This is a genomic window from Paraburkholderia fungorum, assembly GCF_902833645.1.
In the GTDB taxonomy this organism is placed as follows: domain Bacteria; phylum Pseudomonadota; class Gammaproteobacteria; order Burkholderiales; family Burkholderiaceae; genus Paraburkholderia; species Paraburkholderia fungorum.
This window is the reverse complement of sequence record NZ_CADFGE010000001.1, coordinates 1,361,166-1,373,979: the sequence shown is the minus strand read 5'-3', so window position 1 is coordinate 1,373,979 and position 12,814 is coordinate 1,361,166. Positions and strand designations below refer to the sequence as shown.

Annotated in this window: 12 protein-coding genes; 1 reads left to right on the top strand and 11 read right to left on the bottom strand. The window is 62.8% G+C overall.

Features of this window, described 5'->3' with window-relative positions; genetic code table 11:
- Positions 1–5: 5 nt before the first annotated feature.
- The 10 genes from cheD to flhD form a co-directional block, all read right to left on the bottom strand.
- Entirely contained in the window at positions 6–776 is a 771-nt protein-coding gene (cheD, locus tag HWX91_RS06120; protein ID WP_028198490.1) for a chemoreceptor glutamine deamidase CheD, read from the bottom strand.
- Positions 773–1,753: a CheR family methyltransferase gene (locus HWX91_RS06115; RefSeq protein WP_028198489.1), complete on the bottom strand. Its 981-nt coding sequence runs from the start codon at positions 1,751–1,753 to the stop codon at positions 773–775. The genes cheD and HWX91_RS06115 overlap by 4 nt, the downstream gene beginning before the upstream one ends.
- A gap of 204 nt (positions 1,754–1,957) precedes the next feature.
- Complete coding sequence (locus HWX91_RS06110) at positions 1,958–3,841, bottom strand: methyl-accepting chemotaxis protein (protein WP_028198488.1); 1,884 nt, start codon at positions 3,839–3,841, stop codon at positions 1,958–1,960.
- A 49-nt stretch (positions 3,842–3,890) separates the two neighbouring features.
- Entirely contained in the window at positions 3,891–4,421 is a 531-nt protein-coding gene (locus tag HWX91_RS06105; protein WP_028198487.1) for a chemotaxis protein CheW, read from the bottom strand.
- Positions 4,422–4,472: 51 nt separating this feature from the next.
- The gene (gene cheA / locus HWX91_RS06100) at positions 4,473–6,776 is read right to left on the bottom strand and encodes a chemotaxis protein CheA (RefSeq protein WP_028198486.1); all 2,304 of its coding nucleotides are present in this window, start codon (positions 6,774–6,776) and stop codon (positions 4,473–4,475) included.
- A 101-nt stretch (positions 6,777–6,877) separates the two neighbouring features.
- On the bottom strand, positions 6,878–7,255 hold the full coding sequence (locus HWX91_RS06095; RefSeq protein ID WP_028198485.1) for a response regulator: 378 nt from the start codon (positions 7,253–7,255) through the stop codon (positions 6,878–6,880).
- 84 nt (positions 7,256–7,339) lie between these two features.
- Positions 7,340–8,347 carry a flagellar motor protein MotB gene (gene motB / locus HWX91_RS06090; RefSeq protein ID WP_028198484.1) on the bottom strand — a complete coding sequence of 336 codons (1,008 nt, stop codon included), beginning with the start codon at positions 8,345–8,347 and terminating at the stop codon, positions 7,340–7,342.
- A gap of 21 nt (positions 8,348–8,368) precedes the next feature.
- Complete coding sequence (gene motA / locus HWX91_RS06085) at positions 8,369–9,229, bottom strand: flagellar motor stator protein MotA (protein WP_028198483.1); 861 nt, start codon at positions 9,227–9,229, stop codon at positions 8,369–8,371.
- Positions 9,230–9,468: 239 nt separating this feature from the next.
- Complete coding sequence (flhC, locus tag HWX91_RS06080; protein WP_028198482.1) at positions 9,469–10,029, bottom strand: flagellar transcriptional regulator FlhC; 561 nt, start codon at positions 10,027–10,029, stop codon at positions 9,469–9,471.
- 51 nt (positions 10,030–10,080) lie between these two features.
- Positions 10,081–10,401, bottom strand: a complete 321-nt coding sequence (gene flhD / locus HWX91_RS06075; RefSeq protein ID WP_028198481.1) for a flagellar transcriptional regulator FlhD — start codon at positions 10,399–10,401, stop codon at positions 10,081–10,083.
- 697 nt (positions 10,402–11,098) lie between these two features.
- Between flhD and HWX91_RS06070 the strand changes: the two genes are divergently transcribed.
- On the top strand, positions 11,099–12,163 hold the full coding sequence (locus HWX91_RS06070) for a glycosyltransferase family 4 protein (RefSeq protein ID WP_028198480.1): 1,065 nt from the start codon (positions 11,099–11,101) through the stop codon (positions 12,161–12,163).
- Between the two features lie 299 nt (positions 12,164–12,462).
- Here the strand turns inward: HWX91_RS06070 and HWX91_RS06065 are convergent, their stop codons facing one another.
- A complete protein-coding gene (locus tag HWX91_RS06065) occupies positions 12,463–12,765 on the bottom strand; it encodes an H-NS histone family protein (RefSeq protein WP_028198479.1) in 303 nt (100 codons plus the stop codon).
- Positions 12,766–12,814 lie beyond the last annotated feature (49 nt).

Below are 12,814 nucleotides of genomic sequence, written 5' to 3'. Positions count from 1 at the left end.
AGCGCTCACGCCTCCTCTGTAGTTCTGGCGTTGTTTGAGTTAATCGGGCGCGAGCCGCCGCCGAACAGCTCGACACGCGGCTTCGGGCTGCCCGCGCCCGCACCGCCTGCCGTTGTGCCGAACAGCTCGACCCTGGGCCGCGTGGCAGCCGGCGTCGAGAACAACTCGACCCGTTTGCGTGCTGCCGCGAGCCGCTCGGCACGCGCTTCGGCGCTTTGCCGCACGAGCGCCTGTTCGCGCTCGGCCACGCCTGCTTCCTGCTGCAAGCGCAATTTCTTCACCATCACCTGGCCGGTGCGCGGCATGAACGCGACCTTGCGCGGGTGATTGCCCTGCAAATCCTCGGCGACGATGCGGATCTTTTCGAGCGCCAGATAGCGGCGCACGAATTCCGAATTGCGATCGCCGATGTTCATCGTGGTCATGCCGGCCAGCACCGCGCCGCCGCCGAACACCTTGGCTTCGAAACGCTCGCGCCGGCCGCCGGCCTTGATCAGTTCGTTGATCAGCACTTCCATGGCGTACGCGCCGTAGCGCATCGAATCCGACGCGGGCTGGCCGGCATCCGCGCCGTCGTCGGGCAGCATGAAGTGATTCATGCCGCCAATGCCGGCCGTGCGGTCCTGAATGCAGGCCGCGACGCACGAGCCCAGCACGGTGACGAGCACCATGTCTTCGCCCGTCGTGTAAAACTCGTTCGGCAACAACTTCACGCCGGGGCGCTGGAAGTGGTTGTCGAAGTACAGATTGGAGGCGATCGGCAGGGTGCTGCTCATGCGGTCACCCCGCTTGTCGTTGCGCCAGCCGCATGGCTCGCGGCACGCGCGGGCGTGCGTGCCGCGCCTGCGTCGCGCGTCAGTTCGTAGACGGTCTGGCCGCGCAGCTTGAACGCCTGCGTCACATAGGTGAAGTTTTCCGAGTGGCCGGCAAACAGCAGACCACCGGACTTCATCAGCGGCTCGAAGCGCGCAAGCACCTGCGCCTGGGTCGGCTTGTCGAAATAGATCATCACGTTGCGGCAGAAAATCGCGTCGAACTGCGAGCGCAACTGGTAATCGCGGTCAGTCAGATTCAGTTGTTCGAAGCGCACCATCGCGCGCACTTCCGGACGCACCTTGACGAGGCCCGCGTGCGCTCCCGTGCCTTTCAGGAAGAAGCGCTTGAGCCGCTCGGGCGACAGGTGCTTCACCTGGTCGAACTGATACATGCCGGCTTCGGCTTTCGCAAGCACCTGCGTGTCGATGTCGGTCGCGAGCACGGTGGCCTGGCGCGCGCCGCTATCGCCGAGCGCTTCGATCAGCGTCATCGCGATCGAATACGGCTCCTCCCCGGTCGAGGCCGCCGAGCACCACACCGAAACCGGTTGCGGGCGGCGCGGCACGAATTCGGCGAGGATCGGGAAATGATGGGCTTCGCGGAAGAATGCGGTCAGGTTGGTGGTCAGCGCATTGGTGAACGCCTCCCACTCGGCCGGGTCGTTTTCCGCTTCGAGCAGATCCAGGTACTGCTTGAAAGTCTCGAGGCCACGGGCGCGCAGCCGCCGCGCCAGCCGGCTGTACGCCATGTCGCGCTTGTGATCCGACAGCGAAATACCCGCGCTGTGATGAATCAGATCGCGAATACGAGCGAAATCCGCCGACGTGAATTCGAAATCCCGTCCTTGCTCGCCGGATCTAAGCGGTTCAGCCCGGTCGGCACGTGCCGCTTGTGGAGCTGCCGCTCGCGGAGATTGTTGTGCGCGCGTTGCCGTCATGAGAGTTTCCGCCTGCAATACGAGCCATCCCGCTTTTCGTCAAAAGGATTGCTTCTGGCGAAAGGGATTGAGTTCGCGGGGTCGCGCCCGCCCGCGAGTTCTGCAAACACGCAGTCGGCCCGCGACACGCTTTGTGAGCGTGCTTCGATGATTCGCCCCTCAGGGAGCGAGATGTCGAATGACCGCATGTCTTTGTGCCACTTCCTAGAACGTTTCCCAGTCCGCGTCCGATCCCGCCGTCGCGGCGCCTGCGGCGGCCGGGCGTGCTGCGGAGTCGGAGGCGGCGCGGGCCGTCTTCGGTTTGAGAGCCGGTTCGACACGTGTGGTGTCGGCACCCTGAGTGGCCGAGGCCGGTGCTGCTGCCGGGGTTGCCGCAGTTGCTGTCTTTGCCGTCTTGCCTGCTGCCGGGTGTGCCGCGGCATGAGTGGACGCCGGCGGCGGCGCCTTTGCCGACTGCACGTACTGGCCGCCGCTCTTGCCGGCGCTCGGGCGTGCCGCAGCCGGGGCACGCGTCGCTGCACTGCCGCGCGCCTCGCCGCCCACCTTCCAGCCGTTCACCACCGCTTGCAATTGACGCGTCTGCTCTTCGAGCGAGGCCGCCGCAGCCGCAGCCTGTTCGACCAGCGCGGCGTTCTGCTGCGTCACCTCGTCCATCTGCACGACCGCGCGGTTGACCTGTTCGATGCCGCCCGATTGCTCTTCGGAAGCCGCGCTGATTTCGCCCATGATGTCGGTCACGCGCCGCACCGCCTGCACGATCTCGTCCATCGTGGTGCCCGCGCGGCCAACCAGCGTGGAGCCGCTTTGCACCTTGTCGACGGAGTCGCCGATCAGCTCCTTGATTTCCTTCGCGGCGCTGGCGCTGCGCTGCGCGAGGCTGCGCACTTCGCCTGCGACCACCGCGAAACCGCGGCCCTGCTCGCCTGCCCGGGCAGCTTCGACCGCCGCGTTCAGCGCGAGAATATTGGTCTGGAACGCAATCCCTTCGATCACGCCGATGATGTCAACGACCTTGTTCGAGCTGGTCGCGATGTCCTGCATCGTCGTGACGACCTGGCTCACCACGTCGCCGCCGCGGGTCGCGATATCGGACGCGCTGACCGCCAGTTGACTCGCCTGACGCGCGTTTTCGGCGTTCTGCCGCACGGTGCCGGTCAGTTGCTCCATGCTCGACGCGGTTTCCTGCAACGAGGCGGCCTGTTGTTCGGTGCGTTGCGACAGATCGGTATTGCCCATCGCGATTTCGCGCGCGCCGGTATCGATCGATTCGGTGCTGCTGTGAACCGACTTCACCATCGCGGCGAGGCTTTCCTGCATCCGCTTGATGCCGGAGAACAGGCGGCCGATTTCGTTACGGCTGAATACTTCGATGGTCTCGGACAGATCGCCCGAGGCCATCCGCTCGAAGCACGCGGTCGCGTCGTTCAACGGTTGCACGATCAGGCCGCGCAGGGCGAAGCGGATGCCGACCACCAACAGCAACGCGAGCACGGTGACGCCGATGATCAGCGTGGTCATCAGCGAAATGTCCGATTGCGCGCTCGACTGCTGATCCACTGCATGCTGCTGAAGCGCCTTGACGACCGCGGACGCCGCGTTGTCGTACGAAACGAACCACGGGCTGATCTTCGTATCGGCAATGGCGTGGTAGGCGGCCAGATCGTTCGCCCGCAATGCGGCGAATTCAGGCTCCATGCCGTCGCGCATCAGGGAGGTGCGGCGCGCCAGCAGTTCGTCCAGTTGCGCCTGGCTCACGCCGTTCTTTTGCGTGTCGAGATAGACCTGCCAGCGCTGGTTGCCCATGCCGTACAGTTCCTGCGCGCGATCGAGGACCTTCTTCGCCTGTTCGGTGTCGCCGGCCGCGCTCAACGCATTGAAGCGGTCGAGCGAGACGCGCGAGCGCAACAGGTACGACGACGCATCGTCGAGCGCGTGAATGGCGACTAGGTCGCCGCGCGCGATACGGTCGAGCGACCGGCTCGCGTCGTTCAACGCGGTTAGACCCAGCGCGCCGACCACTACCGTCAGCGCAACCAGAATGATCCCCATCATCGTCAGCGATGTGCGAATCGACCACCTGCTCAGCATCTTGATGCTCCCTGTTCGATCTTTCTTTCGTCCCGGCACATACTGCCGTTCACGCGCCGAGCGTTTCGATCAGCGCCATTTCGCGGCTGGTCATTAGCTTCTCGATGTCCATCAGGATCAGCATGCGGCCGTCCACCGTGCCCAGACCCGTGAGGTATTCGGTCGTCAGCGTCGCGCCGAATTCCGGCGCCGGCATGATCTGGTCGGTGGCGAGCGTCAGCACGTCCGACACGCCGTCCACCACCATCCCGACCACGCGATGCGCGACGTTCAGGATGATCACCACCGTCTGATGGTCGTATTCGACGCGGCCCAGATGGAACTTGATGCGCATGTCCACGATCGGCACGATGATGCCGCGCAGATTGATCACGCCTTTGATGAACTCAGGCGCATTGGCGATCCGCGTCACGTTGTCGTAGCCGCGGATTTCCTGCACCTTCAGAATGTCGATGCCGTACTCTTCGGCGCCGAGCGTGAAGACGAGGAATTCCTGACCGCCGGCGTCTGCCTGCTGCGCGTCGCGGCGACCATTCGTCGCGTTCGCGACGCTCGAATTGATGGATTGGACTTCTGCCACGTTAGCCCCCAAACGGTTGGGATGAAATAAGTTGAGTGAATTCGACGAGTGTCATGCGAGGCTCATCGCGCCGTGTGCATGGCGCGTTTCGCGGTTCAGCGCCGCCACGTCCACGATCAGCGCGACACTGCCGTCGCCGAGAATGGTTGCGGCGGAAATGCCGTGCACCTTGCGGTAATTGGTTTCCAGATTCTTTACGACCACCTGCTGCTGCCCCACCAGTTCGTCGATCAGCATCGCGAAGCGGCGCCCCTCGGTTTGCATGATGGTGACGATGCCCTGGGTCGGCTCCTGCTTGGCGTCTTCGACCGTGAATACTTCGTGCAGCGCGACGAGCGGCAGATATTCGCCGCGCACGCGCACCACGCGCTCGCCGTTGGCCACCGTGTAGATGTCCTCGGCTCGCGGCTGCAACGACTCCATCACGAAGTTCAGCGGCAAGATGAAAATCTCGTTGCCGACCTTCACCGACATGCCGTCGAGAATCGCCAGCGTGAGCGGCAAGACGATGCGCGTCGTGCTGCCCTTGCCGGCATGCGAGGTGATTTCAACGTGCCCACCCATCGACTGGATGTTGCGCTTCACCACGTCCATGCCGACGCCGCGGCCGGAGACGTCCGTGACCTGCTCCGCCGTCGAGAAGCCCGGCAGGAAAATCAGGTTCCAGACTTCTTCGTCGGTCATGCTTTCGCTGACCTGCATGCCTTGCTTCGCCGCCTTCGCGAGAATCTTGTCGCGGCGCAGGCCGGCACCGTCGTCGCTCACTTCGATGACGATGTTGCCGCCATGGTGAGCCGCCGACAGCACCAGCTGGCCGGTCGCATCCTTACCCGCCGCGCGCCGCGCTTCCACGGTTTCGATGCCGTGGTCGAGACTGTTGCGCACGAGGTGAGTCAACGGATCGATGATCCGTTCAATGAGGCTCTTGTCGAGTTCGGTCGCCTGACCGAAGGTGACGAGTTCCACTTCCTTGCCGAGTTTCGCCGCCAGATCGCGCACCAGGCGCGGGAAGCGGCTGAACACGTAATCCATCGGCATCATGCGGATCGACATCACGGCTTCCTGCAGATCGCGCGCGTTGCGCTCGAGCTGCGCCATGCCGTTGAAGAGCCGGTCGTGCAAGGCCGGATCGAACGTGCTGGTGGTCTCGGCCAACATCGCCTGGGTGATCACCAGTTCGCCGACCAGGTTGATCAACTGATCGACCTTCTCGACGCCCACGCGAATCGAGCTGCCTTCCGCGCCGCCGGCCGCCGCAGCCGGGCGCCCCGCTTTGCGGTCCTGCTCGGCGGGTGCTGCCGCGCTTGCCGCCGGCGCCGCGGGTGCAGCCGCGACGGGCGCCGGCGTGGCCGCCGGCGCGCTTGCGGTATCGAACAGTCCATGTGTGGCGGCTTGGGCGGGCGCAGCGGTGGGGGCCACCGGTGCCGACGATGCTGCGCGTTCCACCTCTACTGCCTGTGCCGCCTGTGCTGCTGGCGTCGGGGTCGACTCGGCAGCGTCGGGCGTTCCAGGTTCGCCTTGCTGCGTGCCGTCCGCCGGCGCGGTGCCGCGGCCGATCAGGATCTGACTTTCGTCGATCACGAAACAGCACACGGCGGTAATGTCGTCGGCGGTCACATCGGTCTGGAGCCACAGCGTAAGATCGCCGCCGCTCTTGACCCGTCCGACAATGTCACCCAGGTTGCCGAGCTCTTCGGCCAGCAGTTCCTGGTCCTTCTCGCCTACGCCCCGTAGCGTAATTTTCAGGTGTGGGCCGGTGTCGCCACCCGCGCCCGCGGCTTGCCCGGTCTGTGCCGGTTCGCCGTCAGTCCATTCGCCCGCCGCCTGCACCGCCTGTTCGACGACGTGCTCGGGCGGGGTCCCGCCCTGACCCGCTGACGCCGCGCCGAGCGGCGTGGCGGTTGCAGCCGGCGGGATCGGTGCCGGCGTCGCGGTCGGCATCGGCACCGGTTCGGCGTCGAAGCGGCTTTCCGTATTCAGGCGTTCGAGCTTCGCGCAGATCGCCTTGGCGACCGCCGCATCCGGCTCGGCACTCGCGCGATAGTCGGCGAGCTGGCCTGACAACACATCCTTGGTTTCGAGGAACGTGTCGATCATGTCCTTGCGCAGCACGAGTTCGTTATTGCGCGCGCGGTCGAGCAGCGATTCCAGAATGTGGGTCGTTTCGGTCAGCGCGGTAAAGCCGAACGTCGCCGCGCCGCCCTTGATCGAGTGCGCCGCGCGGAAAATCGCCGCGAGGTCTTCGGGGTCCGGGTGGGCGATATCCAGATTGAGCAGCAACTGCTCCATCTGCGCGAGCAGTTCGTCCGCTTCGTCGAAGAAGGTCTGATAGAACTGAGTGATGTCGAGTGTCATGCCTGGGTCACCGCGAGAGTTCCTGTCTACGCTTGGGCTGCTTGCGCGCCGCTGCGTCGAGAGCTTCTATAACTTGTCTAAAGGTTGTGCTTATGGGGTGCTCACGCCTCGCCCGGTTCGGCTAACGCCGCCACCAGTTCGGTCAGCATGTCGGGGTCGAGCGGCTTTTCGATCCAGCCGGTCGCCCCCGCGGCCCGCGCCGCCGCCTTGAAGGGTTCGCCCGATTCCGTCGTGAGGACGAGGATGGGGGTCGCCTCATAGGCCGGGTTGCCACGCAGTTCCGTGATCAGATCGAGGCCGGTCTTGCCCGGCATATGCTGGTCGGTCAGCACGAGGTCGAACGGCATGGCGAGCGCGTTTTCGAGCCCTTCATTGCCGTCCGCCGCGAGCGTCACCTCATAACCGGCCGTCGTCAGCGTTGCGGCAAGGATTTGCCGCATCGATGCCGAATCGTCGATTGCCAGAATGTGCCTGATCATGAAAACCTCGCTGCACTTACGCTATGGATCGCCGGCCGGTCCGCGCCACATGGGCGCCGGAGCCGACCTCGCGATCGTTGTCTGTTACTGGGCCGCCGGCACTACCGCCGGCGCCTTCGGTGCAACCGTCACCGGTTGCGCAAGCTTTTGCAGCAGCGGCTTGGAGCCGGCCGCGTCGTCCGACAAGGTAGTCGTGGTGGAGTCGTCATGGTCAAGCGCCTCCTCCGACTTCCTGTTCAGCACGATGATGCTGATGCGGCGGTTCTCCGGATCCATCGGGTCCGCCTTGTTCAGGTTCTGCGTCGACGCGAGACCGAGCACGCGCATTACCTTCGCCTCGTCCATGCCGCCGGCGATCAGCTCGCGGCGCGACGCATTGGCGCGGTCCGCGGACAGTTCCCAGTTGCTGTAACCCTTCTCGCCGCCGGCGTACTGCGCGGCGTCGGTGTGCCCTTGCACGATGATGCGGTTCGGCACGTCGTTCAGCGTGTGGCCGATTTCGCGCAGGATGTCGCGCATATACGGTTCAACGACGTCTCGCGCGGTCGCGAACATTGGCCGCTTCTGCGAGTCGACAATTTCGATGCGCAGGCCGGTCAGCGTCGAATCGATGCGGATCTGCTGCTTGAACTGGCGCAGTACCGGATTCGCTTCGATCGCGGCCATCAGCTTGATCTGCAGATCGTGCAGGCGGACCTGTTCGCGGCGCTCCAGCTCGCCTTGCAACTGCTTCACCGAGTCTTCGTTGTTGTGTGAAGCGGTGCGCTCGGCGCGCGCGGTCGAGCCGTCAGTGGCGCGCGTCACGCCTTGGGCGTCGGTCGAAATGTCGCGGCCGCCGCCCTTCAGAATGCTCGAGTCCTCGGCGCTGCGATCGCCGCCCCACAAGGTGATCTTCAACGGCTGGTTGAAGTAATCGGCAATGCCCTTCAACTGCACGGTGGACGCCGAACTCAGCAGCCACATCAGCAGGAAGAACGCCATCATCGCGGTCATGAAATCCGCGTACGCGAGCTTCCACGCACCGCCGTGATGGCCTTTCTTGGCCGGCGCGGAGCGCTTGACGACAATCGCGCGGTCTTTGTCCTTGCTCATCGAATCGATTCCCGGCGCCCGTTACTTGGCCTTGACGCGGCGCACGTGCTCTTCCAGTTCGGCGAACGACGGGCGTTCGGTCGAGAAGAGCACCTTGCGGCCGAACTCGACGGCAATCGCCGGCGCGTAACCATTCAGGCTGGCAAGAATCGTCACCTTGATGCACTGGAACATCTTGGTCGACTCGGTCACGCGCTGCTCGGCGACGCTCGCGAGCGGGCTGATCAGCCCGTACGAAAGCAGAATCCCGAGGAAGGTGCCGACCAGCGCCTGGGCGATCATCTCGCCTAGCACGGCAGGCGGCTTGTCGGCGGAGGCCATGGTGTGCACCACGCCCATCACCGCGGCCACGATACCGAATGCCGGCATGGCGTCGCCAACCTTGGTCAATGCATGCGCCGGGGCTTCGCCTTCCTGGTGATGCGTCTCGATCTCCTCGTCCATCAGGCTTTCGATCTCGAACGCGTTCATGTTGCCGCCCACCATCAGGCGCAGGTAGTCGGTCAGGAATTCGATGATGTGCTTGTCGGCGAGAATCTTGGGGTACTGCGTGAAGATCGGGCTCTTCGCCGGATCGTCGATGTCGGCTTCCAGCGTCAGCGTGCCTTCCTTGCGCGCCTTGGCGAGCAGGACGTAAAGGAGCGCCATCAGCTCCATATAGACGTCCTTGTTGTACTTCGCGCCCTTGAACAGGGTCGGAATGACGCGCAGTGTCGCCTTGATCGTCTTCATCCCGTTGCCGAGAATGAACGCGCCGACGCCGGCGCCGACGATCATCAGCACTTCGACAGGCTGCAACAGCGCGCCGAGATGGCCGCCTTCCAGCGCGTAACCGCCGAAAACGGACAATAGCGTCACGAGTGTTCCCACGAAAATCAGCACTGCCGAGCCCTCACAAAGAAGCGACGGTGACCGTCGTTAATCTGGTTTACGGCAACGGAGCAGAAAACTTTGACGGAAAAGCGGCGCGTCACTCCGGTGTAAACCAGAGGAGGGTTAAACCCGCCCGTCAGGGTCTGGCGCCGGCCAGTGCGGCCGGAAAGCCCGCCGGGTAGGGGTTGGGACGTGTATAACGGCGCGTGCACCGGGTTGCGCGCCGTAGGCCAATGCCGCTTTGTGGGTCAAACCGCAAGCGCGGCAAGGCTTTCGCGGGCCCGGGCGTCGGCGAATTTCTTTGTCTTACCGGCGCGCGAAGGCGGCTGGCACAGCCCGCAGACGAAGGCGTGCTGCGGATCGTGCGCATGCGCGACAAAATGTCCGCCGCAGCGGCAGCAGGCGGTCATTTGCAGCATTCCGGAGTCGAAGAAGCGCACTAGCGTCCAGGCGCGCGTAAGACTGAGCACGGGCTCGTCGTCGTGCATCTGGACATGTTCCAGATAGAGCCGGTAGCTCTTCACGATCGACTGGATCGTCAGACAGCCGCCGTGGCCGGCCATGAAACGGTAAATGTTATAGAACAGCGACGAGTGAAAGTTCGGCTGCCAGGTCATGAACCAGTCGGTCGAAAAGGGCAGCATGCCCTTGGGCGGCGACACCCCTTTCAATTCCTTGTAAAGCTTGATCAGCCGGTCGCGCGACAGACTGGTTTCAGCTTCCAGCAATTGCAACCGTGCGCCGAGTTCGATCAGCTCGATGGCCAGGGTGATTTCCCTGACTTCCTGCACCACACTTTTATAGGCCATCCGTTTGCATTTCCCCCGTCCTGATCGCTTTATTTGAGCTAAAAGCTGCCATCAGCCGAGTTGCTCGACTGGCTGGCTTGCCATCAGGATCGCGGAATGCGCCTGAGCCACGGCGCCGGATTTGCCTTTGTCCGCAAGGGCGGACAGCACGGCATGGTCATCGAAACGGAAACGGCACAACACCTGATTGGACGCCGCCAGCTTCACGGTCTGCGCCAAAGACAGATTGGCGAGCACGTCGGCCAACTGGTCCGAAATCCCCATGCGAAACATGCCCATCGGCTTGTCTTCGCGCAGCAGACGCTGAGCGAGCAGGAGATAAGACAGGTTGACTTCTCTGATCTCATTGAGCATTTCGCTTGTCGCGCTCATGATTCCCCCGGGGTGTATCTGGCTGGTCAGGCCGTTACGGAAACGTTTGCTCGAACGCGCGCACTTAAACCGCACGAATCGGCTCGTTTCTGGTCTTGCGAGCATTGTGTCGAAAGGGGGGGCGAACGAAAATCGGACAGACACCCAGCCTACCTGACGGATTAATCCGTCATTCGTGTAGGAATTCTTCCTACACGGAGGGTGTCAGAAAGCAGATTGAAGTGGGTGAACTGCCGCGTGGCTTGGGACTCGCGATGCGATCCGGATAACTTTGCGGCCGAAATGTGAACCAGATGGTGAGTTCTGCGTAGCGCACAATCCGCACCTTGCAACGGTGAGGAAGAATTATAAGACGTTTTCACTACTGCGCAACGGACGTGATCTGAGGTCCCGGGACCGCTCCTTGCTAATGTTTCTTCAGCGTTTGAATGTCCACCAGCCGTGCCTTCCCGACTATCGGGACAGCCCTCCTGCCGACCTGTAACGCATCATGTTTCGCGCTGTAACAACATTAAGCGTTTGAAAAATAACTCGAATTGGCGCGGCCGATCCCGATAATGAAGCTAAGGGATTACCCGATGCAGGTTCGGAGCACCCCCGGGCGGCGGCTTACCGCGCCCAACCGTCCGTCAGGCATTCGCTCCCCGCTCTACTCGAGCGTCGCTGTGCGAAGCCGTTTTGAACAGGAGAACAACGCATGCGAATCGCACAGATTGCGCCGTTATACGAAGCTGTCCCGCCGAAACTCTACGGGGGCACGGAGCGTGTCGTCTCGTACCTGACCGAAGCGCTGGTCGACCTCGGCCATGACGTCACGCTGTTTGCGAGCGGCGACTCGGTCACCTCCGCGAACCTCGACGCCTGCTGGCCTCGCGCGCTGCGCCTCGATCCGACGATCCGCGATGCGCTGGCGCCGCATGTCCTGATGATGGAAAAGGTGCGCAAGGTTGCGCATGAGTTCGACGTGCTGCACTTTCACCTCGACTACATGCCGTTCCCGCTCTTCTCCACCATGGACACACCGTTCGTGACGACGCTGCACGGCCGCCTCGACTTGCCGGAACTGCAACCGGTGTTCGACGCATTCTCGAATGTCCCGGTGGTGTCGATTTCGGATTCGCAGCGTGCGCCGCTGCCGCAGGCCAACTGGCTGAACACGATTTACCATGGTCTGCCGGAGCGACTGCTCACGCCGCAAACGCACAAGAAGCCGGAATACTTGGCGTTTCTCGGCCGTATCTGTCCGGAGAAGCGCGTCGATACAGCTATCAAGATCGCTGCACAAAGCGGTTTGCCGCTGAAGATCGCCGCCAAGGTGGATAAGGTCGACCAGGAATACTTCAAGAAGGAAATCGAACCGCTGCTCTCGATGGCGCACGTGGAGTTCGTCGGCGAAATCAACGAGGCGCAAAAGCCCGAGTTTCTGTCGGGCGCCAAGGCGCTGCTGTTCCCGATCGACTGGTCGGAGCCGTTCGGCCTGGTGATGATCGAGTCCATGGCGTGCGGCACGCCGGTGATCGCGTTCAACCGCGGTTCGGTGCCGGAAGTGATCGACCACGGCGTGACCGGCTACATTGTCGAGGACGTTCAAGGTGCGGTGGCCGCCTTGCAACGCCTGGACGAATTGTCGCGCACCGAAATCCGCGCGCAATTCGAACGCCGTTTCAGCTCGAAAACGATGGCTCGGAATTACGTTGATGGCTATTCGGCGCTGATCGACGCGACGCGCCGCCCGGTGTTGCGCCAGGTAGCGATGGGGTAAGGGCTGAGCGACACGCTTAAGCGACTGGGATCTTTATGCGTTCAGCCGCTTAAGCCATGCGTCTATCGCTCACACCGGTTTCCGGTTTGCACGCCAATCGTAAGTAAATTTGCCTTGTGAATCGTTTGCGCGAGCGGTTAGCAGGAGTTAACCCGCTTCCACTTCGAAAAAGCCGCCCTTCAGAGGCGGCTTTTTTAATGCGGTCGTGGATACGCTTCCATCCCGGATTAGCGCATCGCAAATTAGCGACCCGGCACCAATCAACCTTCAGTTTGCTTTCATCTGGAGCGGCAGCATATTCAAGCCGCGCCAATCAGAAAACGTTCGCGGTTCTTGCCGACAATCCACTTGGGTGGTTTGCCGCGCCCACTCCAGGTATTACCCGATTTCGGGTCCTGATACTTGGCCGGCAGCGGTGCCTTCTTTGGCGGGCGTCCGCGCCGGGCGGCAACGGCAAAACCGAGATCCTGCGCGGTTAGACCGTATTCAGCGATCTTTTGGCGGATGTCAGCGACAACGTTATCGATTTCAGTACGCCGTGCTTCATCAGCCTGCGCCTGCAATTTGGCGATCTGCGCCTTGAGGTCTGCATATTGAGACATTTCGGTTCTCCCCTTTTCTAGAACTCATTCGCTCGCAGACTAGCTGCAA